The following is a 24,236-nucleotide window of genomic DNA, read 5'->3' as shown; positions in this document are numbered from 1 at the left end:
AGCGTATCCACTGCCGTGCCGGTAAAGATCACATCACACCCCAGCTCCTTTGCGCGGGCAGCAAAGGTCGGGGTATTGGTGTTGTAGAGCTGATTTGATCACAACTCCTCATAATGCATTTTGAGCTCATTTCCCGATGAGAATAGGGCGACTCGCGGGCGGCGATATACTTTGATATGGGTAATCCCCTGCGATGCGAGGAGTGAAATATGATGGGCGTGAAGCATTGTCCCCAGCTTCAATAACTCCATCCCCGATTGAATATCTTCCCCTTTGAGACGGATATGGGCAGAGGCTCGGATGGAACCTGGGAGGGTGACTGAATCACCGTTGACACTCACCTCTTCGATGGGGACGATCGCTTCACACCCTTGCGGGATTTTTGCCCCCGTCATGATGCGAATGCACTGATCCTCGACCATGCGTATCTCGGCACCGTCTCCGGCAAAGATGACACACGATTGTTTCAGCGTTTTGCCCGCATCTTCGACCCGCACCGCGTAGCCGTCCATTGCCGAGTTGTCAAACGAGGGGAGAGAATGGGTGGCGGTAACGCTCTCACAGAGGACTCGATGAATACCGTTTTCTATCGGTACGATTTCACTTTGCGTTGGGGTAGCAAAGGTGTAAATCGCTTTAAGTGCCTCTTCTACGTTGATTGCCATACCGTCTCCTTATGTGTAGTCTCCTCTCAATGCATTAAACTATTCATATGCCGAGGAATCATTTAGGGAGTCATTATAGGCAATTTAAGGTAAAATCCCCTTTATGGAAGCTATGTATAAAACCGGATTGAATATCCACTATTTCGGAGTTATTGTCTTGATGGGAGTGGTGGTGTTCAACATCGTCATGTTATCCCTCTCTCATCATGTTGTCCGTTATTCTAAGCGAATGCGGATTGTGATGCCGATATCGGGTTCTTTTATCGCATTGATCCTTTTTACGGGTGCGGTGATGATGGCAGCTAAACATTTGCACTTCACGTTCTCCAATATCGCCATGATCGTGATCGCCATCGTGATGATTATCCTCGAAGCCAAGCGGTACAAAACCCTCAAACGCAGAACCGATATTACTCAAGAGGGAGCTTTTGCGGACTATAAGAAAAAAGCGTTTCGTTTCTTAGGTATAGAGATGACTCTGTTACTCGCAATCACACTCTGGATGTTGGTACAAGGATGAAATTTCTTCTTCACGGTGATGTCGGTGCGGGGGAGCTCAGTGTCAGCGGCGATGATTACAAATATCTCATCAAAGTACGACGTCATAAAGCGGGGGATTTGATCGCGTTTCGCTCACGCGAGCGTTTGAGCGAAGAGTACCGCTACCGACTGGAACGAACCGATGGTCGCGTTGCCTATTTCACCCTTCAAAGCCATCATGCTTCGCTTTGCGAGAGTCCGAAAAACCTCCATATCGGATGGTGTTTGGTGGATCCGAAAACGATTGAGAAAACCCTCTCGATGCTCACCGAACTGGGGGTTCACAAAATCACCTTTATCCATTGCCGTCGCTCGCAGCAAAATTTTCGCCTCGATTTTGAGCGGTTTAACCGGATCATGGAGAGCTCGATTATGCAGTGCGGACGTACGTCGTTGATCGAACTCTCCGAGGCTCCGAATCTCAGCACCTTTTTAAAAAACAATCCCCAATCGGTGATTTTTGATTTCGGCGGAACAGCGCTTGAGAAGGATGAATCGGTCGATACGGTCGTGATCGGTTGCGAGGGGGGATTTGATGAGTCTGAGCGTAAATTGTTTAGCGATAACCGTGTCCGTCTCTTTTCCTCTCCAATGATATTGCGTTCTGAAACGGCGGCGATAGCGATAGCATCGCGCTTATTGTAAAAAAAGAATTTTTTCGTTATAATTCGCCTCCAATTATCCGCCCCCGTACGGATATAAAACTATACAGACCGACGTACAACGCCGTCGATCACAAGGCAAACCTATGAAAAAAGATCTTCACCCGAACGTTGTTGAATGTACAGCAAGCTGCGCATGTGGTAACTCATTCACAACAACCAGCACAAAAGACACCATTCGTGTTGATATCTGCAGCGCATGTCACCCGTTTTATACCGGTTCTGAGCGTCAAGTAGATACAGCAGGTCGTATCGATAAATTCAAAAAACGTTACGCACTTAACTCATAATTTGTACGCCAAAGGAATTCATCCCTTTGGCTACGCTAACGCTAAGTTTCCCTCAGCGGGAAGCTCACGTGCAGTAAACCGCACTTGAAGAGGTTCCGTGTTATCTCTTGTCCCCACCCCTATCGGTAATATTTCCGATATTTCACTCCGTTCTCTCGAGATTCTATCCACCGCTAATACGATTCTTTGTGAAGATACCCGTATTACCAAAAAACTGATCCATTTGCTCAAAGAGCGTCACAATCTCACAACCATTGAACCCCAATTTTTCAGTCTTCATTCGCACAATGAGGCGGATTTTATTTCAAAACTCACCCCTGAATTTTTTAATGCTAATGTTGTTTATGTGAGTGATGCGGGGATGCCGGGGATCAGCGATCCGGGGCAGATGCTGATCCACTATTGCATCGAGCACAAAATCGCATACGATGTTTTGCCGGGGGCAAATGCGGTACTGACGGCATTTGTCGCCAGCGGATTCGTCCAGACGAAAATGCTCTTTTTCGGCTTTTTGCCTCACAAAGGGAATGACCGATCCGCTGCGTTGCAAGAAGCATTGTTCAACGGATACACGACGGTATTGTACGAAGCGCCGACACGGTTGGAGAAACTTTTGTCCGAAATAGCCGTTGCCGTACCGGATCGAAATGTTTTTTTGGCCAAAGAGTTGACGAAAAAATTTCAGCGGTTTTACCGAGGAAAAGCGACAGAATTAATCTCTCAAATGGATCAAGAAATTCGAGGAGAATGGGTTGTGGTGATTGAAGCTTCAGAGGGAAAAAGCTCCTCTTTGAGTGAACAGGATATTTTAGCCCTCGATATCCCTAAAAAAGCGGCTTCTAAACTGATCGCAAAAATTACGGGAGAAAATCCCAAAGAGTGCTATACGCGTCTCATGAAATCTTAGGATATAATACCTCATGCTTATTTATGGAAAACAACCGGTTTATTACGCAATTGAACGTCATAAGGATCGTATAAAGATCCTATATTTGGCAAAAGAGGTCGATAAGAAAGAGTACTCGTTGCTCATGAAAATGGGTTTTGAGATCAAACGGATCCCCGAAAAAGCGGCGCAGTCGATGGTCAAGGGGGGAAATCATCAGGGCTATATTGCCGAAATTTCCCAAATTGTCCCGTATGCTTCCCCTTTCTTGAAAAAATGCGATTTTATCGTGATTCTCAGCTCCATTACCGACATGGGTAACATCGGATCACTCATTCGCAGTGCTTATGCTCTAGGGGTGGATGCGATTGTTATCAGTGGGATTAAAGAGCCGAATTTTGAACCGATGATCCGAACCAGCAGCGGTGCGGCACTTGATATGCCGCTTGTTGTGATTCACAATATTCATGATGTCCTTCATGAGTTGAAGCAATCGGGATTTCAAATTTACGGCGCGGTGATGGATGGAAACGATATTCGCGAAACGACATTTGCAACTAAACGTGCTTTGGTATTAGGAAACGAAGGGGAAGGTTTGAGCGGGCGTGTTCAAAAAAGCCTTGATGTCGGTATTTCGATTCCAATGGCACACGATTTTGATTCTTTAAATGTCGGTGTTGCCGGCGCAATATTAATGGAGAGAATGAGATGAAATGTAACACGTTTGAGGATTTACAGGCTCTTGGAACAGAGAAAATTCATGAGAGAACCCATATCTCCCGCGACAAAGTAGAGTTGGTCATGACCAAATCGTATGGAGAAATCGGACGGGTTCAATTTATGGGATACATCTCAATTCTAGAACGTGAATACAGTATAGATCTGAGTAATATTCGACAAGAGTATATGGAGTTTTGTGAAACTCATTCGGTGTTGATGGCACCAAAACAATCAGTTATTTTACAATCAGTACCTAACTCTAAACCAAAATGGGTGATAGCGGGAATAGTTTTTATTATTATCTTGATGGTCACCGGGTATTTTATACAGGGAAAAATGGCAGTAGAACCTAGTGAAGAGGTTATACAATTAACTTCTTTAGCTGTTGAAGTTGTTGATGAAGTAAAAGATATTAACCTTAGTGAAAACAATGACATAAATATGACAAACAGTGTAATGGTTGTGGAAAACAACCAAACTACTTTACCGAGTGTATCAACAACGAGCTCAGGTAAAATACTTAGTATTCGACCGACGTATAAAGTTTGGTATGGAATGATTGATATGGCAACGAATGAACGAGTACAAAACATTACCAGTGAAGCAATTGTTATTGATACCGCTAAAAACTGGTTGATCTTTTTAGGGCATGGTCGTATTGAAATTGATATAGGTGGAGAAAAAACAGTATTAAAAGATAAAGAGACCATTCGATTTATCTGTGAAAATGGAATCTTGAAACAGATTTCAAAAGAAGAATTTATTGAACGTAATGGCGGAAAAAACTGGTAGTTCATCTTGGTTAAATACGGATTTTTATATTTATTTCTTTTTTCTATAGGATATGGGGCAAATATTACTACTTCTATTTCCTTTAGCGGCGAACCGATTTCAAGTATTCGAACGATTGTTCAAAGCTTTAATTCTATAGGGTATAAATTAGACATTGAATCATTGGTAATTCGAGAGGGTCGAGGGGAACTTTATGCTAAAGCGATTGGAAATAAAGGGTTTGATCCTGCTCTTTTAGCTGAAAATCTCAAAGAGCAATTGATTCATATTGAACGAGTTGAATTTGACAAACAAAAATTGACATTATTACTTGATACACAAAACGTTTTTTGGAATATTTTTATTCTTGGTAGAGATGAAAGTTCAGAATTAAAAAAAGTAAATATCGCTCAATGGTTTCGTGTTGAAAGTGGGCAGCGTATTCATATCGAAGCGCCATATAGCGGAGTATGGTATCCTGATATAGCAATTTTGGATAGCCGTATGAAAGTAATTACATCTTTTCGTTCAATAGAATCAAAAGAGGAATTGGAATTTGACCTGCCAGAGGGAGCTTGTTATCTAAAAATTTCAAATACGTATGGGATGAAAGTGCTTAAAGAAGGGATGTGGATCGAGTCTAGTACTCCTAGACAATAAGTGTGTGCATTATATAAAAACTAAGTCTCTTATGCTAAAATGGCGCAATTTTTTAATCACAGGTTGTAGCCATGTTTGATGAAATCCAATTTGACCGGATTAAACGCCTTCCAAAATACGTTTTTGCTGAAGTTAATGAACTAAAAATGGCACGTAGACGTGCCGGAGCCGACGTTATCGATTTCAGTATGGGAAATCCTGATGGAGATACCCCGAAACACATTCGTGAAAAGCTGATCGAATCAGCACAAAAAACGAAAACACACGGATATTCAGCCTCTAAAGGGATTCCTAAACTTCGTCAAGCTATTTGTGATTGGTATAAACGTCGTTATGATGTCGATCTTAATCCTGATACTGAAGCGGTTGCGACGATGGGTTCCAAAGAGGGTTATGCCCATTTGGCATACGCAATTACTAATCCAGGTGATGTTGTAGTTGTCCCTGACCCAACCTATCCGATCCACTCCTATGGATTTATTTTGGCGGGCGGAAATGTCCAAAAAATGGAACTACCATTTGATGAAGATTACAAAGTAGATGAAGATCTCTTTTTTGAACGTTTGGAACAGGCATTTCATATTTCGTTTCCAAAACCGAAGTATTTAGTGGTTAACTTCCCGCATAATCCGACGACGGCAACCGTAACACCTGAATTTTATACCCGTGTTGTTGAGATGGCGAAACGTGAGCGTTTTTATGTTATTAGTGATATCGCGTATGGCGATTTGACGTTTGATGGGTATAAAACCCCATCTATCATGTCGGTTCCTGGGGCTAAAGATGTTGCAGTAGAGAGTTTTACCCTCTCTAAAAGCTATAATATGGCAGGATGGCGTGTCGGATTTTTCGTCGGAAATGCAAAACTGATCGGAGCACTCCAAAAAATCAAAAGTTGGTTGGATTATGGGATGTTTACCCCGATTCAAGTTGCTGCAACGATTGCTCTTAATGGCGATCAAACGTGTGTTCAAGAGATTACCGATAAATACGATCACCGTCAAGATATTTTGATCGAAGCGTTTAACCGTGCGGGATGGCCGGTTCGCCGTAATCAAGCATCGATGTTTGTATGGGCAAAAATTCCAGAATGTGCTCGCCATCTTGGAAGCTTGGAATTTTCAAAGCGTTTATTAGTTGAAGCAAATGTGGCAGTGGCACCGGGAATCGGTTTTGGAGATTATGGGGATGAGTACGTTCGTATTGCCTTAATCGAAAATGACAAACGTATTCGTCAAGCGGCTAAAAATATTAAACACTTTTTAAGCATATTAGAGTGTAAGGGTATCGAGTGATACGTGTTGGTGTGATCGGTGTCGGCACAGTAGGGCGTGCTGTTGTTGATATTTTGGAAAAAAATCAATCAATCATCAGTGCACGTGCAGGTGAGACTATCGTTGTCACAAGAGGTGTTGTTCGTAATCTTGAGAAAGCTTCTGATTTATTGATCGAACTTTCTCAAGATCCTTATGATATTGTAAATGATGCTGAGATTGATATCGTAGTCGAATTAATGGGAGGAGTTGAACTTCCTTTGGCTGTTGTCAAAAAAGCACTTCAGAACGGTAAAGCTGTTGTAACGGCAAACAAAGCCCTTCTTGCGTATCATCGTTATGAGCTTCAAGATATTGCGGGAGAGATACCGTTTGAATTTGAAGCGAGTGTGGCAGGGGGTATCCCGATCATCAATGCGTTGCGCGATGGGTTATCTGCCAATCATATCCTCTCTATTATGGGAATTATGAACGGTACGTGTAATTTTATGCTGACGAAAATGATGAATGAAGGGACTCCGTTTGCCGATGTTTTGGCCGAAGCGCAAGCACTCGGCTACGCCGAAGCCGATCCGACGTTTGATATCGGCGGATTCGATGCGGCACACAAGCTTCTTATCCTAGCTTCGATTGCTTATGGTATCGATGCGAAGCCCGAAGAGATTTTGATTGAGGGGATCGAGGGAATCACCCCAGATGATATCGCGTTTGCCAAAGAATTCGGATACACAATCAAGCTTTTGGGAATCGCAAAGCGTGAGGGTGATGAAGTGGAACTGCGCGTTCATGCGGCATTGGTTAAAGAAGATGCCATGATCGCAAAAATCGACGGTGTGATGAACGGTATCAGTGTTGTCGGCGATCGAGTCGGTGAAACCCTCTATTACGGTCCGGGTGCGGGTGGCAATGCGACGGCGAGCGCAGTCGTAGCTAACATTATCGATATTGTCCGCTCCGGTAAACGCTCTCCGATGCTCGGGTTTAATCATCCGCTTGAAGAGGGACTTCGTCTTAAAAATAGTGAGGATATTCGCTCTAAATATTATCTTCGTCTCCGTGTCTCGGATAAACCGGGAATCTTGGCACAGATTACGAGCCTTTTTGCGGATGAGGCCATTTCGATTGAAGCGGTTATTCAGCGCCCTTCCGAAACTGAATGTGCTCATCTGTTGTTTGCAACCCATGAAGCGACAGAGCGTTCGCTTCATGCATTGATGGATAAACTTGAAGTATTAGATGCTGTTTTAGAATCTCCCTTTATGATACGAATCGTTTAGTTACGATTCGTATCCCCTCCTTCCTATTTAACACCTTAATAAAAATTTAACCTTAATTGCTGTATTATACGCGTCCACTTTGCCCTCTCGGACAAATAGAATTGAATGTTTATAACTGCGTTCAATCGTAGTTACAAGTATTGGTGCGATCAATCTCACCTACGAGAAGCAAGTGATTTAAATCAACGGAGCCTACCGATGAAAGTACGTTCTTCAGTGAAGAAAATGTGCGATGATTGTAAAATTATCAAGCGCAAAGGGGTTGTTCGCGTAATCTGCAAAACCCCAAAACATAAACAAAGACAAGGATAAGCATGGCACGTATTGTTGGTGTGGACTTACCTAAGAAAAAACGTTTGGAATATGCATTAACTTATATTTATGGTATCGGTTTGCATACTTCGCGCAAAATTTTGGATGCAACAGGGCTCGATTACAACAAGCGTGTATACGAACTCTCAGAAGATGAAGCGGCAACAATCGCTAAAGAGATCCGAAGCAGCGGCATCGCTGTAGAAGGTGACCTTCGTAAACAAGTCGCTATGGATATTAAAGCGTTGATGGATCTTGGTTCTTACCGTGGTCTTCGTCACCGTAAAGGTCTCCCATGCCGTGGTCAAAAAACCAAAACCAATGCTCGTACACGCAAAGGTAAAAAGAAAACCGTCGGCTCAGCCACAAAGTAAGGGATTAGAGTATGGCAAAAAGAAAAGCAACCCGTAAAAAAATCGTAAAGAAGAATATTGCTAAAGGTATTGTACATATCTTGGCTTCATTCAACAATACTCTTGTAACGGTTACCGATGAAATGGGTAATATGATCGCATGGAGTTCGGCTGGTGCCCTTGGTTTCAAAGGTTCTAAAAAGTCCACTCCATTTGCTGCGCAACAAGCAGTAGAGTCTGCACTCGAGAAAGCAATGGTCCACGGAATTAAAGAAGTGGGAATTAAAGTTCAAGGTCCAGGTTCTGGACGTGAAACAGCAGTTAAAAGTGTTGGTGCAATCGAAGGTTTACGTGTTTCTTTCATGAAAGACGTTACTCCACTACCACACAATGGATGTCGTGCGCCTAAGCGCCGACGAGTCTAAGGAGTTTAGCAATGGCAAGATATAGAGGACCCGTAGAAAAAATCGAAAGAAGATTCGGTGTTAGCCTTGGTTTAAAAGGTGAGCGTCGTCTTGCAGGTAAAAGTGCCCTTGACAAACGTCCTTACGGACCAGGACAGCACGGTCAACGCCGTACAAAAATTTCTGAATACGGTACACAACTTCGCGAAAAACAAAAAGCGAAATTTATGTACGGTTTGAGCGAAAAACAAATGCGTTCATTGTTCGGTGAAGCAAAACGTCGCACTGGTAACACCGGTACGAACTTGGTAATGCTTCTTGAGCAACGTCTTGATAATGTTGTTTATCGTATGGGATTTGCAACGACTCGTCGTTTCGCTCGCCAATTGGTAAACCACGGTCACGTATTAGTTGACGGAAAACGTGTTGACATTCCATCTTACCGCGTAAAACCGGGTCAAAAAGTGGAAATTCACGAAAAAAGTAAAAAGAACAACCAAATCGTTCGCGCGATTGAGTTGACCAACCAAACCGGTCTTGCGGCATGGGTTGACATCGATCAAGATAAAGCGTTCGGTATTTTTACACGTCTTCCAGAGCGTGAAGAAATTGTTATCCCTGTTGAAGAACGTCTAATCGTCGAGCTTTACTCGAAATAATCATTAAAGAAAGGGCGTTCAGCATGAAAAAAATTAAGACATCACCGCTTCTTCCGAAAGAGTTTGTCGTCGAGCAAATCAGCGCGAACGAAGCGAATATTATCGCCTATCCGTTTGAAACCGGATTCGCGGTTTCACTCGCTCATCCACTTCGCCGTTTTTTGCTAAGCAGTTCGGTTGGATTCGCACCGATCGGTATTAAAATTGAGGGTGCTAAGCATGAGTTTGACTCAGTGCGCGGTATGCTCGAAGACATTTCGGACTTCATCATTAATCTCAAAGGGATCCGTTTCAAATTGAAAAACGCTCTTAAAGAGAAAGAGATCACCTACAGTTTCGCAGGCCCTTGTGAAATCAATGGACGTGATTTGGATAATGATGATGTTGAAGTGGTAACGCCAAATGCATTTTTGGCAACGTTAAATGAAGATGCAACGTTAACTTTCACCGTAAAAATTCATCAGGGTATCGGTTATACACCGAGTGAAGATGTACGGGATATTTTGGGTGATGGATACATTGCTCTTGATGCTTATTTTACACCGGTTCGCCGTGCGACATACGCTATTGAGAATGTACTTGTTGAAGATAACCCAAATTTTGAAAAAGTGGTTATCAACATCTTGACAGATGGGCAAATTTCTCCGGTAGATGCATTTAAAAATGCTTTGGAGGTAATGTATGCTCAAATGGCGGTATTTAACAGCGAAGTAAGTATTAAAGCTCCTGCTGTTGCTGAGCGTGGAGATGAACATCCTGAACTTAAACGTTTGGGAGCGCGTATTGAAGATCTTGGTTTAAGTGCACGCAGCTTTAACTGTTTAGATCGTTCAAACATCAAATATATCGGTGAAATCGTTATGATGAGCCAAAATGATTTGAAAGAAGTTAAAAACCTAGGCAAAAAATCGTTTGAAGAGATTTTAGAAAAAATCACTGAATACGGTTATGCTGTCGGGCAAGATCTCGCTGATGATCTTATCAGTGCTATCAAAAAGAAAATCGAAGCTGAATAAGTTTTATAAATCTCGCCGTTAGGCGTAGCTTTAGTGCCATAGCGGCAAGCGTAGCTTGTGGGGCTTTGCTCCATAAGCGTTAAAAATAAATAGTAGAGGAAGTATCTCATGAGACATCGTCACGGATACCGCAAGCTAGGTCGAACGAGCGCACATCGTGAAGCTTTGTTGACCAACCTTAGCATTGCGTTGATTGAACACGGTAAAATCGAAACTACGTTAATCAAGGCAAAAGAACTTCGTTCATTTGCTGAAAAATTGATTACAACTGCACGTATTGGTGATGCGAATGCTCACCGTTCAGTGTTTGCTGTATTGCAAAACAAAGAAGCAACCAAATTACTTCTTAATGAAGTTGCCCCTAAATATACTGAGCGTAACGGCGGATATACTCGTATCGTTAAAACTCGTATTCGTCGTGGTGATGCTACACCAATGGCGTACATTGAACTCGTTTAACGAGTTCAATACCCCCCTTAAATCGAGCTTCACTCTAAAATTACCCTTTTCTCATTAGTGCATGTAAAGACCATTTTTTATACTATAACATAATATTTGAGCGTTTAAAGGTACAATAACCATGATTCCATTTAGTGATGAAGAATTGATGCAGCCAGTCCGAAATGTCATTGATAAAATTCGTCCGAGCTTGGCATTGGATGGTGGTGATATAGCATTCCTAACCATTAAGAATGGAACGATTTATGTACAATTACAAGGTGCGTGCATTGGATGTTCAAGCAGCGGTAATACATTGAAATATGGTGTTGAACGTCAACTACGGATGGATATACATCCAGAATTAAATGTAATCAACGTACCGCATGGTATGGAACATCAAATCGACGTATTATAATTTCAAATTTTTAGTCGATATTAGAAGTATATATAGGAGGGATATCCATGAAAACCATTAACTTACCTAAAACCCTCAAACAAGCAAATGAACATTTTTTGTCGGGTCAGTACAGAGATGCTTTACGTGATTATTCATTAGCACTTAAAGATTACCCTGATTCCAAAGAGGCATATAATGGTGCGATTTTATCAGATATGGCGATGGGTGGCGAAAGTGCTGGTGAAGCACTGTTTGATTACTATACGATTTTGCGTAGCGAAGATATAGATACGGCGGATACGGTAATTTCTGAAATTTTACAGACAATGGACGGAACATTGGATCAATTGTCTGGATTATTTGATGAGACTGTAAAACAACGTCTTGCATATGAAGACGGTATTATGTACACTGAATTTAAAGAATTGGTTGCGAATGAAAACGACTTTAACCGTATTTTTGAAAATATCATGTTTTCAACCCGTGTGATTATTACTGAAAAAGAGGACTTTGTTGACTTTTTGGACAATTTGATTGATCACGGGTATAAAGAGATGGCTCTGAGTTACCTTGAAAGTGCACTGGGTGTCTATCCGAATGATCGCCAACTTCGAAATTTGTTACGCCGTTTAGCCAAAGGGAAAAGCATTGAAAATTGAGATTGAAGATCAGCCTTATCGTTATATAAGTGAGAATTCCGGTGATTGTAACAAGGATTGTGCATTTTTACTCACCAAGCAAAATGAAAAGTACAAAGAGGATGCTCTCACTCGCGGTGCTCATTCGCTTATAACTCCTGATGAGTGTTGGAAGCTTTTTGGACTGGATCGCTTATGCGTGATTGGGATTACAGGGACAAACGGTAAAACAACGACGGCTAGTGCGATATATTCGCTGTTACTGGATTTAGGACACAAAGCGGCAATGCAGGGGACACGTGGGTTCTTTATGAATGATACTCTAGTGGAGGGGAAAACACTCACTACTCCAACGGTGCTCAATACCTATCGTCACATGGCACACGCTATTGCGTCAGGGTGCGAGTATTTTATTATGGAAGTAAGTTCTCATGCGATCGAGCAAGAACGGATCGCTGGAATAACATTTGGATTGAAAATTTTGACTAATATCACCCAAGATCACCTCGATTATCATTTGAGTATTGAAGAGTATGTTCGGATTAAGAACCTCTTTTTTCAAGATGAGACGAAAAAACTGATTAACAAAGATGAAGCAAAGGCTGAGTTTAATTTCAAAAATGCTTTTACCTACGGGGTAGAAAATCCCTCAACCTATAAAATTATCGCTTATTCCCTCAACAATGGTGTGAGCGGTGTATTAAAACATTTTGAAGAACATACCCCTTTTGCCTCTTCGTTGCACGGATTTTTCAATCTTTATAATATTACAGCGGCAATGGGTGCTGTTCATTTAGTGAGCGGTGAAAGTTTAGAAAAAATTGCTGATGCGGTTGAAAATTTCGGCGGGGTGAGCGGACGGATGGAGGTGGTAAGTGAATCACCTCTCGTGATTGTCGATTTTGCCCATACACCCGATGGGATGGAGCAAGTCCTTAATGCTCTGAAAGAGAAAGAGGTTTTGGTGGTATTTGGAGCCGGCGGTGATCGAGATCGAACCAAACGTCCGATGATGGGGAGAGTTGCAAGTGCATACGCTAAAAAGGTATACGTAACCAGTGACAACCCCCGATTTGAAGATCCTGATGCTATCATTGAAGAGATTTTGAGGGGGATTGAAGATCGATCAAATGTCTATGTTGATGTCAATCGTCGCTCTGCAATTGCCCAAGCTCTTCGTGATCGAACGGGAGATGAAGTGGTTCTGATTTTAGGAAAAGGGGATGAAACATCCCAAATTATTTACGATCAGCACCTTCCTTTTGATGATCGAATCGTTGCCAAAGAGTTGTTAAGCGAATTATTCTAAGCGATAAAGTGACCCTTAAGCAAAACGATTGCTTGATGGAGCTTAATATGCATACGGTTATTTTGGCTATAATGCCGTAATTATTTTACGGTGGATGTAGTACACCAAAGTTTTAAGGAGTGGTCGATGGGTATCCCTCAACCGGCGTTTTATATTTTTAAGTGCGAACAAAGCTCACCTCCGGGTATGCCGAAACCAAGTTGTGTTAATCCTCATACTCAGGATTTATTTCAACATTTAGCACAAACGTTGATGCAAAAAGGTCTTATTGCAACAGTACAACCAATCCGTACGTCATGCATGAACCGTTGTAATGTTGGCCCTATTATGCTCGTAGAACCGGGTCATGTTATGTATGCAGGACTTACCAAAGAAAAAATCAATGAAATCATCGATCGTCATATCATCGGCGGTGAAGTAGTGCAAGAATATGTTATTCCTTCCGAGTTGTGGGATGCAGCGATTACGCCGGCTGATATGATGAAGCAGATGGGGCGCTAATCGATGTTGATCGAAATGCTCTACAGTAAAATCCACCGTGCTACCGTGACCGACGCTAATCTCAATTACGTCGGTTCGATCACCATTGATGAAGAACTTTTGGAAGCCTCTAAAATGCGTGTAGGTCAAAAAGTAGAAATTCTAAACATTAATAACGGTGAGCGATTTTCGACCTACATCATCCTCGGGGAACGGGGTCAACGTGATATTTGTCTTAACGGTGCTGCGGCACGTAAAGTGCATAAAGGGGATAAAATCATTATTGTTGCCTACGCTACGTACAACGATAGTGAACTTGAAAACTATAAACCTACGGTTGTATTGGTCGATGATGAAAATAGTATCACCGATATAATCGAGAAGATATAAGCTCCCTCATGCTACTATTTCGCTAAAAAATAGTGGGATAAACATGGAGCAGTTTGAAGCATTTTTAGAAGCACATCTTCCTTCTGCTACATCTTTTCATCCCCATTATGAGAATTCGTTACATCAAATGTTGATCGGTGGCGGGAAACGGTTTCGTCCCGCACTTCTTTTAGGGGTGGTCCGCGCCTATAACCCCCTTTTAACCCAAAGTGCTTTCCATATCGCATTCGCTATCGAATTGCTACACACGTACTCTTTGATTCACGATGATCTCCCTGCGATGGATAACGCCGATTTACGGCGGGGACTTCCAACATTACACAAAACGTATGATGAAGTGAGTGCAATTTTGGCGGGGGATGCTCTGAATACTTATGCGTTCGAAGTGCTCTCCAATGCCCCGTTTTCGGATCGGGTCATTGTAAAACTGGTTCGCTCTCTTGCCCACAATGGCGGAGTAGCGGGGATGGTTTTAGGGCAAGCGATCGATTGTCATTTTGAAAACAGCCGCTTGGAACTTGAACAGGTTAAAATGCTCCATATCCACAAAACGGGAAAATTGATTGCGGCATCGCTTCAAATGGGTGCATTTATCGTGGGACGAGACGATCTCGCGCAGGAGCTGTATAATTTCGGGATTGATTTGGGATTGCTGTTTCAAATCCAAGACGATATTTTAGACGTGACCCAAGATGAGGCGCAAGCGGGTAAAACAACCAACAACGATGAGGCAAAAAACAGTTTCGTCACGTTGCTAGGCTATGAGACGGCAATGGAAGAGGCTAATACACTGGCAGATAAAGTGACCCGACAAATACAAAGTTTTGATGAGAATTTGCAACGTGAATTGTCACCAACACTTAACCACTACATTAACCGACACAAGGACTAACCGATGAGTAATACAACGCGCCAAAAAATGGCAGATACGATCCGCTTTTTAGCGGCAGATATGGTTCAACAGGCTAACTCAGGACATCCGGGCGCACCGATGGGGTTGGCAGACATCGCCGTGGTTCTCTCCGAGCATCTCATCCATAATCCGAAAAATCCGAAATGGCTCAATCGGGATCGTTTGGTATTCTCCGGTGGTCACGGGACAGGGTTGATCTATTCTTTGTATTACCTATGGGGATACGGATTGGAGATCGCGGATTTAAAAAACTTTCGTCAGCTCGACTCTAAAACTCCGGGACATCCTGAGTATGGTCATACGGCGGGAATTGAGATTACCACCGGTCCTTTGGGTCAGGGGATTGCCAATGCGGTCGGTTTTGCGATGGCGTCAAGCTATGTCGGACACAAAGTCAACTCCGAAACGGCAGAGTTGATCGATCACAATGTTTACTGTTTGTGCGGTGACGGTGATTTGGAAGAGGGGATCAGTTACGAAGCGTGTTCGATTGCAGGTCATATGGGATTGGATAACTTGGTATTGATTTACGATTCGAACCGTATTACGATCGAAGGTTCTACCGAACTGAGCCTCAGCGAAAACATGAGAGATCGTTTCGAGTCTCAAAACTGGGCAGTATTGGAGATCGACGGACACAACTTCGATGAGATCGACAGTGCATTGACACAAGCGAAAACGATGACCCGTCCGGTGCTTATTATCGCTAACACCGTTATCGCCAAAGGGGGCGGTAAGATGGAAGGGACTCACCATGCGCACGGAGCACCACTTGGGCATGATGTAATTCAAGCGGCAAAAATTGCAGCGGGTTTTGATCCTGAAGCAACGTTCGCTGTGGATGCAGAGGTATTAGAGCGTTTTCGATGCGCGATTGAAAAAGGGGACTTGGCGGAGCGGGAGTGGAATCATCGTATCAATGAACTTCCATTGGTGGAACAAAACGAAGCGTATGCGCAGTTGATGAACCCTGATTTCAATCGTATTGCTTGGCCGACATTTGAAAAAGCAGACGCAACCCGTAATACCAACGGTATTATTTTGAATGCGATTGCCAAAGCGATTCCCGGATTTATCGGAGGATCGGCAGACCTTGGCCCTTCAAACAAAACAGAATTGACGAACATGGGCGATTTCCCTAAAGGTAAAAATATCCATTTCGGTATCCGTGAACACGCGATGGCATCGATTACGAACGCTATGGCATTGTATGGGTCAATCATGCCATTTAGTGCAACCTTCTTCGTCTTTAGCGACTATCTCAAGCCCTCAGCTCGTATTGCGGCACTAGCAGGTATCCAACATTTCTTTATTTGGACGCATGACAGTATTGGTGTAGGCGAAGACGGCCCTACCCATCAGCCGATCGAACATTTGAGTCAATTTAGAGCATTACCGAATTTCTATGTTTATCGTCCGGCTGATGGTGCTGAGAATGTTAAATGTTGGCAAAAAGCTCTCTCGATGAAACACTCCCCTTCGGCATTTGTTTGTTCACGCCAAAATCTTCCGTTGCTCCCTACTGCGGTTCACGGAGATGTGGAAAATGGGGGATATCTATTGATAGAGCGTCTTAATGCAACGGTCACGATTATGGCATCAGGTTCTGAAGTTGGATTAGCGATTGAATCTGCTGAACTTCTCTCTTCTCGTGGAATTGCGGCGAATGTTGTGAGTGTTCCGTGTTTTGATTTACTGTTGGAACAACCGCAAAGCTATATAGACTCTATCATTAAACCATCCACGAAAAAGATCGCTATCGAAGCGGCTCGCGGTTTAGAGTGGTACCGTTTTGCTGATACGGTTGTGGCAATGGATGGATTTGGTGCGAGTGCTCCTGCGGATAAATTGTTTGATAAATTCGGATTTAGCGCAGAAGCCGTTGCGGCAAAAATTTAATGCAAGATTCTTCTGAATATTTAGAGAAGAAACGTTTTTTTGATTCGTTGATTACCCTTTACGGTCGCAATGTAGCGGTTGAGGTATTGCGTGATGATGCAGTACAGATTCATAAGCTTCATCTCTCCAAAAGCAACCGCAGTGATGAGACGATTGAAGAGATTATGGCGCTTGCTGAGATGCGCGGTGCGGAAATCAAATACCATACCAAAGAGTCATTATCCCGTATCTCGAAAAACAGCGCTCAGGATCAAGGGGTCGCAATTGACGTCGTGAGCCAAAACTATCGCAGTGCCTCGAATATTGCGACTGATCTACCCGATGCATTTCGTCTTTTAGCCCTTGATGGGATCAATAACCCTCAAAATTTGGGGATGATTGTCCGATCCGCTGCAGCGAGTAAAATCGATGGGATCGTATTACCTCGTCGAAACAGTACCAAACTCTCTCCCTTAGTGATGAAAGCGAGCGCGGGAACCCTCTTTAAAATCCCCATCTATTATTGCGAAGATTTAAGTGAGGTTTTGACACTTAAAGATATGGCAATAATAACCCTCTCATCTCACGCTAAAGAAGATATTCATACGCTGAAGATTCCGTCTCGCGCTATTTTTGTATTGGGGAATGAAACCGAAGGGGTAAGCGATACAGTAATGCGCGCTTCGACGCATAATGTGAGCATCCCGATGTATCGCGGTGTCGAGTCGCTCAATGTTGCTGTAACGGCAGGGATTGTCAGCTTTCTACCGTAATGTGATACGCTACGGGAGCAAAGCCCCCATAGCTACGCTTGCCGCTTGGGCTACATGTAGCGAAGCGGAAAGCCTAGTCAAGCGCGGGCAAACGCTTGCCTCTTTGAGGCAGAAGTTTGCTTACGCAAGCATAAGGTTATAGGGTCGTCGAATATCCTCGATGACTTCACCCACGCTCATGTGGCGGCTTTTCCGCAAAAACTCCCGCCCCTGAAAAAAGATAAGTACCGTCGGAATGGCAAAGACGCTAAAATGGGATGCGATTTCGGGTGTTTCGGAGATGTCGATATTCTCGATGACAAAAGAGGGGAAGTTATCCATAATCGCTTCGGTCAGTTTCGGCTTAAGGGCATGGCATACGTTACAAGTGGGTGCACTGAAATAGAGCATAACCGCATCATGGGTTTGGAGTGTTTGGTTGAGTGATTCTAAGGTTTGCATAAAGGGATTATAATGAAATTCAGTCGTGCCTATGTTGAAATAACCAATATTTGCGGATTATCATGCAGCTTTTGTCCCCCTAAAATATCTCCGAGCATAACAATGGAGCTCCCATTTTTCAAAAAAGTTGTGGAAGAATTATCGGACTATACCGATGAGATCGCACTGCATGTGATGGGTGATCCGATGGTGCTGAGCAATCTGGAAGACTATCTCGATTGCGCCCACGCATTGGGTTTTAAAGTGATGATTACGACTAGTGGGTTTTATTTGGATGACTCGCGGCGCGATGTTTTATTTCATCCCGCTTTGCGTCAAGTGAACATCTCTCTCAATAGTTTTAATAAAAACAGCGTTTCACGAACCTTTGAAGCGTACATGGAACTGATATTGAGACTGTGCGATGAGAAGCTATCACGTGGGAGCAATTTTTTTATTAATCTGCGATTGTGGAATTTGGATGATGTATACAGTGAGAGCCATTTTAACGAGAGGCTATTTGCCCTTTTGGAGGAGCATTTTTCCCTAAAAGCGGGGATGATTGCTTCACAGATTAGCGGTGAGCGTCAATCGATCCGTTTAGCGTCTAAAATATTGCTTCATTTCGATCGCTATTTTGAGTGGCCGAGTCTAAAAAATACCCATCAAAGTAACGGGTATTGTCAGGGTCTTGATAAACAAATAGCGGTGTTGGTCGATGGACGAGTTGTTCCGTGCTGTTTGGACTCTGATGGGATTATTGAGTTAGGTAACCTGAGGGAGATAAATTTGGGTAAAATTCTGTCATTGAAACGCTCTCTAGCAATAACCGAAGGATTTGCAAAAGGGATATGCACCGAAAAATTATGTCAAATGTGCAGTTATAAGGATAGATTCAATAAGGAGGTATAACCATGATTAAATGTTACGTTCGTAATGAAAATGCCATTGCATTTATTGATAACATGTCAGAACTGGATGGAGATGTTATCGAAAAAGTCATTTGGATCGATATGTTGATACCAACTTATGATGAGGTTGTTTTTATAGAAAATACGTTTAATATAAAATTTCCAACGAAACAAGAGACCGAAGAAATTGAGATTAGTTCGCGTTATTGGGAAGAGAGTGATCGTATTGAAATTAATAGCTATTTTTTGGTTACAAAACTAGAAAGTTCTCACAATGAAACTGTATCATTTATTTTGTATAATAATTTATTGATATCGATTCGTTATACCTCATTGTATACTTTTGATGAGTTCAATCGAAAATTTTTTGCGACACCGAAGCAGTTTGAGACAGGGTATGATATTTTTTGTCAAATTTTGGATATTCGGATTGATGCCGATGCGGATATTATTGAAAAACTTTCTAAAGATATTACTCGTGTACGAAAACATGTTCTAACTGATTACACAAATGAAGATGAAGAGATTTTGGAGCGAATTTCATCTTTGGAAGATTTGAATATGCAGCTTCGTGAAAATTTGAATGATAAACAACGTATTTTGAGTGCTTTTTTAAAGTCAAACAAATATAAACATTCGTTGAAACATGATGTCACCGTTATGCTTAAAGATATTAAATCGTTGATCGATTATACAGACTTTAATTTTGAACGACTTGATTACCTTCAAAATATTTTCGTTGGCGTATTGAGCATTGAGCAAAATAAAGTTATCAAAATGTTTACGATTGTGAATGTTGTTTTTCTCCCACCGACCTTAATTGCGAGTATATATGGGATGAACTTTGATCTTCTCCCTGAATTGCATTGGAAATACGGCTATTTACTTTCAGTTTGCATGATGATTATTTCATCAATATTGCCGGTTTATATCTTCAAACGAAAAGGGTGGATTTAAGTATCATATTGATTATGGTATGATGCTTTATTACCATTTATAAAAAGGAAAAAGAATTGGACAGGCGGATACGCTACTTTATTGAAGACTATTGGGATATCTTTATTGGTATTGCTTTTATTGCTCTTGCTTTTATCTTTCATACTCAGCATGATTCTTTGATGGCTACGCTTTTCGCTGCTATTGGTATTGCTGCACTCTCTCTTACTGTTGCTGAAGTAGCTGATATCCTTTCAGAACGGCTTCAAGAGCCTTATGGCAGTTTTGTTCTCACCTTTAGTGCTGTAGCGGTTGAAATCATTCTTCTTTATGTTATTTTACTTGAGGTCAAACATTCTCCTGAAGTGTTAGAAACGGTCAAAGGAGGAATTATTTCTGCGGTAATCGTTGATTTAAATGTACTACTTGGGCTTGCCGTCTTTTTGGGGGGGCTTGCATTTACACAACAGCAGCATAACAAAGAAACATCGAGTGCTTACAGTACTGTTTTATTTGTTGCTTCCAGTGCTCTTTTGGTTCCAGGGCTCCTTAGCCATACCGAACATGGGAGTGAATCATTAACCCATGTAAGCCATTTAATAGCCGGTGTATTACTTCTTTTCTATATCATTATTTTTATTTTTCAAACCCGTACCCATACCCATTTTTTTAAAGCAACGGCACGTAGCCGCTTTTTTCGTTTGAAACGAAAACTTCAAGAAGAAGAGGGCGAGATTGATGAAAATGAATCAAGTGATTATATTTTTGAACATCTGAGTACAGCTGTTAATTTTTTTGCGATTTTCTTTTTTATCGCAATTATTGCTTTTGGAGCAGAAATTTTTGCAGGTGAAGGGGTAGGACTTGCAAAAGAGTATGGTATTTCTGCAGGATTGGCCGGATTGGTCATTGCAATCATTAGTGTCTCTCCTGAAATATTTACAGCCGTTCGCGCTGCACGAAACGATCAGATTCAGCGGGTTGTTAATATAGCAATGGGGGCATCAACGGTATCGATTATCCTGACGGTTCCAATTCTGATGATGTTGGCATATATGTCAGGGATCAATCTGACCCTTGATTTTAATCCGCTTCAAATCGGTGCATTGCTGTTGACGATCTTGTTGGTATGGAAGACGACCGATGAGGGGGAGACTAACTATTTCGAGGGGGCGTCGCACATGATGTTCTTTTTGAGCTACGCCATTATTGCCGCGTATTACTGATGATTATCCTTTTTTCACCGAGTGAAGGAAAACAGGAGGGGGGAACACTCCCTCCACTCAATCAACAAAACCTTATTTTCCCCGATCTTTACCCCAAACGTCTTGAGGTGATCGAACACTATCAATCATTGACGCAACAAGGCTCTGATGAGGAGCTGTATGACCTTTTCGGGATAAAAGATCCCAAAGAGTACGGTCGCTATAAACAGAGCTTTACGACAGCACCTACTATGAAAGCCATTGAACGATACGATGGAGTTGCGTATGACTATCTTGCTTATCCTCAACTCTCCTTTGAATCTCAACATTATATTGATAACAACACCATTATTTTTTCAAACCTTTTTGGACCAATTAGTGCAGGGAATCATATCCCGGATTACAAACTGAAACAAGGATCATCCATAGGTTCTTTTATTCCCGAAAAACATTACAAAAAGTACTTCAGTGGTGCTTTGGATGAGATGATCGGTGATCAAGAGGTATTGGATTTACGTGCAAGTTTTTATGATAAGTTTTACACACCTCGAAATCAGAGCGTAACATTGAAATTTCTCAAAGAGGGAAAAGTCGTGAGTCATTGGGCAAAAGCGTATCGAGGAATTGTATTACGTGAAGCGGCGAAGGAAAAAATTGCGTCGATTCAAGAGTTGTTGGCAATGAATATTGAGGGCTTAGTTGTACGTGAAATTATAAAGACGAAAAAGAAAAAAGAGGTTATTTATTCGATTGTTTGATTTTCTTTCAAATAGCCTTGACATTTTAGAAAAGAGTGTATATAATTTCGGCTCCATTTCACCAGTGCCGGCATAGCTCAGTTGGCTAGAGCAATTGATTTGTAATCAATAGGCCCGGGGTTCAAATCCTCGTGCCGGCACCATTAAATGAAATTGGAATGCATTACATTTATCAGTGTTAGACCAGATTATGGCCGTGGTGAGATACTCAAGTGGCCAACGAGGGCAGACTGTAAATCTGCTGATTTTTATCTTCGAAGGTTCGAATCCTTCTCTCACCACCATCTGCGGGAATAGCTCAGTTGGCTAGAGCGTCAGCCTTCCAAGCTGAATGTCGCGAGTTCGAGTCTCGTTTCCCGCTCCACTGGGAGCTGAAGTATACAATTCATTATAATTACTACTTCATCATTACCTTAAGACCGTAAAATAGTTTTTAAGCTTCCAAATACATTTTATCATTGTTTTATGCTCACGTGGCTCAGGGGTAGAGCACTTCCTTGGTAAGGAAGAGGTCGGCGGTTCAAATCCGCTCGTGAGCTCCAGTAATAATATTGTAATTTTTTGAAAGCTTGAAAGCTATTTCAGCTGTTTTTTGGTATAATTCCAAATTCATTTATACACATCGTCGGAGGACACTATGGCAAAAGAGAAATTTGAACGTACAAAACCACATTGTAACATTGGTACAATCGGTCACGTCGACCACGGTAAAACTACGTTAACTGCAGCAATTACAGCGGTACTTGCAGTAACAAACGGCGCAAAAATGATGGATTACGATGCAATCGATAATGCACCAGAAGAGCGTGAGCGCGGTATTACAATCGCTACTTCACACGTTGAGTATGAAACAAACAACCGTCACTATGCACACGTTGACTGTCCTGGGCATGCTGACTATGTTAAAAACATGATTACCGGTGCGGCTCAAATGGACGGAGCTATTCTTGTTGTTTCTGCAGCGGATGGTCCAATGCCACAAACACGTGAGCACATCCTTCTTTCTAAGCAAGTCGGTGTTCCATACATCGTTGTTTTCATGAACAAAGAAGATATGGTTGATGACGAAGAACTTCTTGAACTTGTAGAGATGGAAATTCGTGAACTTCTTGATATGTACGATTTCCCAGGTGATGATACCCCTATCGTTGCTGGTTCAGCTCTTCGTGCACTTGAAGAAGCAAAAACTGGTACTCTTGGTGAGTGGTCAGCAAAAATTCAAAAGCTTATGGCTGAAGTTGATGCTTATATCCCACAACCAATGCGTGAAACAGACAAAGATTTCTTGATGCCAGTAGAGGACGTATTCTCTATCTCTGGTCGTGGAACGGTTGTTACCGGTCGTATCGAGCGTGGTACAATCAAAATCGGTGAAACTATCGAAATCGTTGGTATCCGTGACACTCAAACAACAACCGTAACTGGTGTTGAGATGTTCCGTAAAGAGATGGACATGGGTGAAGCGGGTGACAACTGTGGTCTTCTTCTCCGTGGTACTAAGAAAGAAGATGTTGAGCGTGGACAAGTTCTTTGTAAACCTAAATCAATCACTCCTCACACAAAATTTGAGGCTGAGATTTACGTATTGAGCAAAGAAGAGGGTGGACGTCATACTCCATTCTTCAACGGTTACCGTCCACAATTCTACGTTCGTACAACTGACTGTACAGGTGCTATCACCTTACAAGAAGGTACTGAAATGGTTATGCCTGGTGATAACGTGAAAATCAATGCTGAATTGATTCACCCAATCGCTATGGAAGAGGGTACTCGTTTTGCTATCCGTGAAGGTGGACGTACTGTAGGCGCTGGGGTTGTTTCTAAAATCCTTGCATAATTTTCCCCAACCCTTGCGGTTGGAATCATAAGGTTAAACATGCGTGAAAATATCCATTTAGCGTGTGAAAAGTGTACTCGTCGTAACTATCACACTACTAAAAACAAAAAAACTCATACTGAAAAATTTTCAGTACGTAAGTTTTGTAAATTTTGTCGTGAGCACACGATTCATAAAGAAGCAAAACTTTAAGTTGTATCCCCTCGGGGATTCTTAATTATACATAGGTCAGTAGTTCCAATGGTAGAGCGCCGGATTCCAAATCCGATTGTTGGGGGTTCGAATCCCTCCTGGCCTGCCACTCATTTTCTACCAATGATGCTTGAGAGCTTTATTTGTTGGAAATGTCCTGAGGATAGAATAAATGAAAAATACATTAAGTCAAACTATTCATAATGCGAAAATGGAACTTGCAAAAGTTATTTTCCCAACCAAGCCACAAGTTAAGCAAGCTTTTATTG

31 protein-coding genes and 5 tRNA genes are annotated in these 24,236 nt (G+C 42.2%); 34 read left to right on the top strand and 2 right to left on the bottom strand.

Going from position 1 to position 24,236, the window contains the following annotated elements; all coding sequences use genetic code 11:
• Positions 1-98: 98 nt before the first annotated feature.
• On the bottom strand, positions 99-665 hold the full coding sequence (locus WA010_RS10145) for a molybdopterin molybdotransferase MoeA (protein WP_422556996.1): 567 nt from the start codon (positions 663-665) through the stop codon (positions 99-101).
• 103 nt (positions 666-768) lie between these two features.
• Between WA010_RS10145 and WA010_RS10140 the strand changes: the two genes are divergently transcribed.
• The 23 genes from WA010_RS10140 to WA010_RS10030 all read left to right on the top strand — a co-directional run bounded on the left by WA010_RS10140 (position 769) and on the right by WA010_RS10030 (position 17,708).
• Complete coding sequence (locus tag WA010_RS10140; protein WP_422556995.1) at positions 769-1,185, top strand: hypothetical protein; 417 nt, start codon at positions 769-771, stop codon at positions 1,183-1,185.
• Positions 1,182-1,850, top strand: a complete 669-nt coding sequence (locus tag WA010_RS10135) for a 16S rRNA (uracil(1498)-N(3))-methyltransferase (RefSeq protein WP_422556994.1) — start codon at positions 1,182-1,184, stop codon at positions 1,848-1,850. Before WA010_RS10140 ends, WA010_RS10135 begins: the two co-directional genes overlap by 4 nt.
• 103 nt (positions 1,851-1,953) lie before the next feature.
• Complete coding sequence (rpmE, locus tag WA010_RS10130; RefSeq protein ID WP_299935407.1) at positions 1,954-2,157, top strand: 50S ribosomal protein L31; 204 nt, start codon at positions 1,954-1,956, stop codon at positions 2,155-2,157.
• A gap of 97 nt (positions 2,158-2,254) precedes the next feature.
• Positions 2,255-3,064 (top strand): 16S rRNA (cytidine(1402)-2'-O)-methyltransferase, encoded by an 810-nt coding sequence (rsmI, locus tag WA010_RS10125; RefSeq protein ID WP_422556993.1) that lies wholly within the window; start codon positions 2,255-2,257, stop codon positions 3,062-3,064.
• Between the two features lie 13 nt (positions 3,065-3,077).
• Positions 3,078-3,755 (top strand): 23S rRNA (guanosine(2251)-2'-O)-methyltransferase RlmB, encoded by a 678-nt coding sequence (gene rlmB / locus WA010_RS10120; protein WP_295013482.1) that lies wholly within the window; start codon positions 3,078-3,080, stop codon positions 3,753-3,755.
• Positions 3,752-4,555 (top strand): hypothetical protein, encoded by an 804-nt coding sequence (locus WA010_RS10115; protein ID WP_422556992.1) that lies wholly within the window; start codon positions 3,752-3,754, stop codon positions 4,553-4,555. The genes rlmB and WA010_RS10115 overlap by 4 nt, the downstream gene beginning before the upstream one ends.
• 6 nt (positions 4,556-4,561) lie before the next feature.
• Entirely contained in the window at positions 4,562-5,194 is a 633-nt protein-coding gene (locus WA010_RS10110; RefSeq protein WP_422556991.1) for a hypothetical protein, read from the top strand.
• Between the two features lie 71 nt (positions 5,195-5,265).
• Positions 5,266-6,489: an LL-diaminopimelate aminotransferase gene (locus WA010_RS10105; protein ID WP_422556990.1), complete on the top strand. Its 1,224-nt coding sequence runs from the start codon at positions 5,266-5,268 to the stop codon at positions 6,487-6,489.
• The gene (locus WA010_RS10100) at positions 6,486-7,745 is read left to right on the top strand and encodes a homoserine dehydrogenase (protein WP_422556989.1); all 1,260 of its coding nucleotides are present in this window, start codon (positions 6,486-6,488) and stop codon (positions 7,743-7,745) included. Before WA010_RS10105 ends, WA010_RS10100 begins: the two co-directional genes overlap by 4 nt.
• Positions 7,746-7,943: 198 nt before the next feature.
• On the top strand, positions 7,944-8,057 hold the full coding sequence (rpmJ, locus tag WA010_RS10095) for a 50S ribosomal protein L36 (RefSeq protein WP_015654591.1): 114 nt from the start codon (positions 7,944-7,946) through the stop codon (positions 8,055-8,057).
• 2 nt (positions 8,058-8,059) lie between these two features.
• Positions 8,060-8,431: a 30S ribosomal protein S13 gene (gene rpsM / locus WA010_RS10090; protein ID WP_422556988.1), complete on the top strand. Its 372-nt coding sequence runs from the start codon at positions 8,060-8,062 to the stop codon at positions 8,429-8,431.
• Positions 8,432-8,442: 11 nt separating this feature from the next.
• Positions 8,443-8,835: a 30S ribosomal protein S11 gene (gene rpsK, locus WA010_RS10085; protein WP_299990594.1), complete on the top strand. Its 393-nt coding sequence runs from the start codon at positions 8,443-8,445 to the stop codon at positions 8,833-8,835.
• Positions 8,836-8,846: 11 nt separating this feature from the next.
• On the top strand, positions 8,847-9,473 hold the full coding sequence (gene rpsD / locus WA010_RS10080; protein WP_422556987.1) for a 30S ribosomal protein S4: 627 nt from the start codon (positions 8,847-8,849) through the stop codon (positions 9,471-9,473).
• Between the two features lie 23 nt (positions 9,474-9,496).
• The gene (locus tag WA010_RS10075) at positions 9,497-10,489 is read left to right on the top strand and encodes a DNA-directed RNA polymerase subunit alpha (RefSeq protein WP_422556986.1); all 993 of its coding nucleotides are present in this window, start codon (positions 9,497-9,499) and stop codon (positions 10,487-10,489) included.
• A 108-nt stretch (positions 10,490-10,597) separates the two neighbouring features.
• Positions 10,598-10,948, top strand: a complete 351-nt coding sequence (gene rplQ, locus WA010_RS10070) for a 50S ribosomal protein L17 (RefSeq protein ID WP_422556985.1) — start codon at positions 10,598-10,600, stop codon at positions 10,946-10,948.
• A 121-nt stretch (positions 10,949-11,069) separates the two neighbouring features.
• Positions 11,070-11,345, top strand: coding sequence for a NifU family protein (locus WA010_RS10065; RefSeq protein ID WP_422556984.1), 276 nt, complete (start codon positions 11,070-11,072; stop codon positions 11,343-11,345).
• A gap of 47 nt (positions 11,346-11,392) precedes the next feature.
• A complete protein-coding gene (locus tag WA010_RS10060) occupies positions 11,393-11,986 on the top strand; it encodes a hypothetical protein (RefSeq protein ID WP_422556983.1) in 594 nt (197 codons plus the stop codon).
• A complete protein-coding gene (locus tag WA010_RS10055; protein WP_422556982.1) occupies positions 11,976-13,274 on the top strand; it encodes a UDP-N-acetylmuramoyl-L-alanyl-D-glutamate--2,6-diaminopimelate ligase in 1,299 nt (432 codons plus the stop codon). The genes WA010_RS10060 and WA010_RS10055 overlap by 11 nt, the downstream gene beginning before the upstream one ends.
• Before the next feature lie 126 nt (positions 13,275-13,400).
• Positions 13,401-13,775 carry a (2Fe-2S) ferredoxin domain-containing protein gene (locus tag WA010_RS10050; RefSeq protein ID WP_422556981.1) on the top strand — a complete coding sequence of 125 codons (375 nt, stop codon included), beginning with the start codon at positions 13,401-13,403 and terminating at the stop codon, positions 13,773-13,775.
• Positions 13,776-13,778: 3 nt separating this feature from the next.
• Entirely contained in the window at positions 13,779-14,144 is a 366-nt protein-coding gene (gene panD / locus WA010_RS10045; RefSeq protein WP_422556980.1) for an aspartate 1-decarboxylase, read from the top strand.
• 43 nt (positions 14,145-14,187) lie between these two features.
• The gene (locus WA010_RS10040) at positions 14,188-15,036 is read left to right on the top strand and encodes a polyprenyl synthetase family protein (protein ID WP_422556979.1); all 849 of its coding nucleotides are present in this window, start codon (positions 14,188-14,190) and stop codon (positions 15,034-15,036) included.
• 3 nt (positions 15,037-15,039) lie between these two features.
• Positions 15,040-16,956: a transketolase gene (gene tkt, locus WA010_RS10035; protein WP_422556978.1), complete on the top strand. Its 1,917-nt coding sequence runs from the start codon at positions 15,040-15,042 to the stop codon at positions 16,954-16,956.
• Entirely contained in the window at positions 16,956-17,708 is a 753-nt protein-coding gene (locus WA010_RS10030) for a TrmH family RNA methyltransferase (protein WP_422556977.1), read from the top strand. Before tkt ends, WA010_RS10030 begins: the two co-directional genes overlap by 1 nt.
• A 120-nt stretch (positions 17,709-17,828) precedes the next feature.
• On the opposite strand, the gene WA010_RS10025 is transcribed toward WA010_RS10030, so the two are convergent.
• Positions 17,829-18,149 carry a thioredoxin family protein gene (locus WA010_RS10025; protein ID WP_422556976.1) on the bottom strand — a complete coding sequence of 107 codons (321 nt, stop codon included), beginning with the start codon at positions 18,147-18,149 and terminating at the stop codon, positions 17,829-17,831.
• 12 nt (positions 18,150-18,161) lie between these two features.
• Here WA010_RS10025 and WA010_RS10020 point away from each other — a divergent pair, with 12 nt between their 5' ends.
• From WA010_RS10020 to WA010_RS09970, 11 genes are all read left to right on the top strand, one after another.
• The gene (locus WA010_RS10020; RefSeq protein ID WP_422556975.1) at positions 18,162-19,040 is read left to right on the top strand and encodes a radical SAM/SPASM domain-containing protein; all 879 of its coding nucleotides are present in this window, start codon (positions 18,162-18,164) and stop codon (positions 19,038-19,040) included.
• Between the two features lie 2 nt (positions 19,041-19,042).
• A complete protein-coding gene (gene corA / locus WA010_RS10015) occupies positions 19,043-19,996 on the top strand; it encodes a magnesium/cobalt transporter CorA (RefSeq protein ID WP_422556974.1) in 954 nt (317 codons plus the stop codon).
• A 56-nt stretch (positions 19,997-20,052) separates the two neighbouring features.
• The gene (locus tag WA010_RS10010; protein WP_422556973.1) at positions 20,053-21,201 is read left to right on the top strand and encodes a calcium:proton antiporter; all 1,149 of its coding nucleotides are present in this window, start codon (positions 20,053-20,055) and stop codon (positions 21,199-21,201) included.
• Positions 21,201-21,938, top strand: coding sequence for a YaaA family protein (locus WA010_RS10005; RefSeq protein WP_422556972.1), 738 nt, complete (start codon positions 21,201-21,203; stop codon positions 21,936-21,938). Before WA010_RS10010 ends, WA010_RS10005 begins: the two co-directional genes overlap by 1 nt.
• 66 nt (positions 21,939-22,004) lie before the next feature.
• Positions 22,005-22,081: transfer RNA gene (locus tag WA010_RS10000), tRNA-Thr, on the top strand.
• 55 nt (positions 22,082-22,136) lie between these two features.
• A tRNA-Tyr gene (locus tag WA010_RS09995) sits at positions 22,137-22,222 on the top strand.
• 3 nt (positions 22,223-22,225) lie between these two features.
• Positions 22,226-22,302 (top strand) — tRNA-Gly (locus WA010_RS09990).
• 103 nt (positions 22,303-22,405) lie between these two features.
• Positions 22,406-22,480, top strand: a tRNA-Thr gene (locus WA010_RS09985).
• Positions 22,481-22,575: 95 nt separating this feature from the next.
• Positions 22,576-23,775 carry an elongation factor Tu gene (gene tuf, locus WA010_RS09980; RefSeq protein ID WP_422556971.1) on the top strand — a complete coding sequence of 400 codons (1,200 nt, stop codon included), beginning with the start codon at positions 22,576-22,578 and terminating at the stop codon, positions 23,773-23,775.
• 39 nt (positions 23,776-23,814) lie between these two features.
• Positions 23,815-23,967, top strand: coding sequence for a 50S ribosomal protein L33 (gene rpmG / locus WA010_RS09975; RefSeq protein ID WP_294894180.1), 153 nt, complete (start codon positions 23,815-23,817; stop codon positions 23,965-23,967).
• Positions 23,968-24,000: 33 nt separating this feature from the next.
• Positions 24,001-24,076: transfer RNA gene (locus tag WA010_RS09970), tRNA-Trp, on the top strand.
• The last annotated feature ends 160 nt before the right edge of the window (positions 24,077-24,236 follow it).

Origin of the sequence: Sulfuricurvum sp., from assembly GCF_049305995.1 — a bacterium.
Classification (GTDB): Bacteria; Campylobacterota; Campylobacteria; order Campylobacterales; family Sulfurimonadaceae; genus Sulfuricurvum.
This window is presented reverse-complemented; position numbering and strand designations above follow the sequence as displayed.

What these genes read in the sequence shown, in the direction of transcription:
- WA010_RS10145 (WP_422556996.1), bottom strand. Translation starts at nt 665, where the DNA reads ATGGCAATCAACGTAGAAGAGGCACTTAAAGCGATTTACACCTTTGCT.
- WA010_RS10140 (WP_422556995.1), top strand. Translation starts at nt 769, where the DNA reads ATGGAAGCTATGTATAAAACCGGATTGAATATCCACTATTTCGGAGTT.
- WA010_RS10135 (WP_422556994.1), top strand. Translation starts at nt 1,182, where the DNA reads ATGAAATTTCTTCTTCACGGTGATGTCGGTGCGGGGGAGCTCAGTGTC.
- rpmE (WP_299935407.1), top strand. Translation starts at nt 1,954, where the DNA reads ATGAAAAAAGATCTTCACCCGAACGTTGTTGAATGTACAGCAAGCTGC.
- rlmB (WP_295013482.1), top strand. Translation starts at nt 3,078, where the DNA reads ATGCTTATTTATGGAAAACAACCGGTTTATTACGCAATTGAACGTCAT.
- WA010_RS10115 (WP_422556992.1), top strand. Translation starts at nt 3,752, where the DNA reads ATGAAATGTAACACGTTTGAGGATTTACAGGCTCTTGGAACAGAGAAA.
- WA010_RS10105 (WP_422556990.1), top strand. Translation starts at nt 5,266, where the DNA reads ATGTTTGATGAAATCCAATTTGACCGGATTAAACGCCTTCCAAAATAC.
- rpmJ (WP_015654591.1), top strand. Translation starts at nt 7,944, where the DNA reads ATGAAAGTACGTTCTTCAGTGAAGAAAATGTGCGATGATTGTAAAATT.
- rpsM (WP_422556988.1), top strand. Translation starts at nt 8,060, where the DNA reads ATGGCACGTATTGTTGGTGTGGACTTACCTAAGAAAAAACGTTTGGAA.
- rpsK (WP_299990594.1), top strand. Translation starts at nt 8,443, where the DNA reads ATGGCAAAAAGAAAAGCAACCCGTAAAAAAATCGTAAAGAAGAATATT.
- rpsD (WP_422556987.1), top strand. Translation starts at nt 8,847, where the DNA reads ATGGCAAGATATAGAGGACCCGTAGAAAAAATCGAAAGAAGATTCGGT.
- WA010_RS10075 (WP_422556986.1), top strand. Translation starts at nt 9,497, where the DNA reads ATGAAAAAAATTAAGACATCACCGCTTCTTCCGAAAGAGTTTGTCGTC.
- rplQ (WP_422556985.1), top strand. Translation starts at nt 10,598, where the DNA reads ATGAGACATCGTCACGGATACCGCAAGCTAGGTCGAACGAGCGCACAT.
- WA010_RS10065 (WP_422556984.1), top strand. Translation starts at nt 11,070, where the DNA reads ATGATTCCATTTAGTGATGAAGAATTGATGCAGCCAGTCCGAAATGTC.
- WA010_RS10060 (WP_422556983.1), top strand. Translation starts at nt 11,393, where the DNA reads ATGAAAACCATTAACTTACCTAAAACCCTCAAACAAGCAAATGAACAT.
- WA010_RS10050 (WP_422556981.1), top strand. Translation starts at nt 13,401, where the DNA reads ATGGGTATCCCTCAACCGGCGTTTTATATTTTTAAGTGCGAACAAAGC.
- panD (WP_422556980.1), top strand. Translation starts at nt 13,779, where the DNA reads ATGTTGATCGAAATGCTCTACAGTAAAATCCACCGTGCTACCGTGACC.
- WA010_RS10040 (WP_422556979.1), top strand. Translation starts at nt 14,188, where the DNA reads ATGGAGCAGTTTGAAGCATTTTTAGAAGCACATCTTCCTTCTGCTACA.
- tkt (WP_422556978.1), top strand. Translation starts at nt 15,040, where the DNA reads ATGAGTAATACAACGCGCCAAAAAATGGCAGATACGATCCGCTTTTTA.
- WA010_RS10030 (WP_422556977.1), top strand. Translation starts at nt 16,956, where the DNA reads ATGCAAGATTCTTCTGAATATTTAGAGAAGAAACGTTTTTTTGATTCG.
- WA010_RS10025 (WP_422556976.1), bottom strand. Translation starts at nt 18,149, where the DNA reads ATGCAAACCTTAGAATCACTCAACCAAACACTCCAAACCCATGATGCG.
- WA010_RS10020 (WP_422556975.1), top strand. Translation starts at nt 18,162, where the DNA reads ATGAAATTCAGTCGTGCCTATGTTGAAATAACCAATATTTGCGGATTA.
- corA (WP_422556974.1), top strand. Translation starts at nt 19,043, where the DNA reads ATGATTAAATGTTACGTTCGTAATGAAAATGCCATTGCATTTATTGAT.
- WA010_RS10005 (WP_422556972.1), top strand. Translation starts at nt 21,201, where the DNA reads ATGATTATCCTTTTTTCACCGAGTGAAGGAAAACAGGAGGGGGGAACA.
- tuf (WP_422556971.1), top strand. Translation starts at nt 22,576, where the DNA reads ATGGCAAAAGAGAAATTTGAACGTACAAAACCACATTGTAACATTGGT.
- rpmG (WP_294894180.1), top strand. Translation starts at nt 23,815, where the DNA reads ATGCGTGAAAATATCCATTTAGCGTGTGAAAAGTGTACTCGTCGTAAC.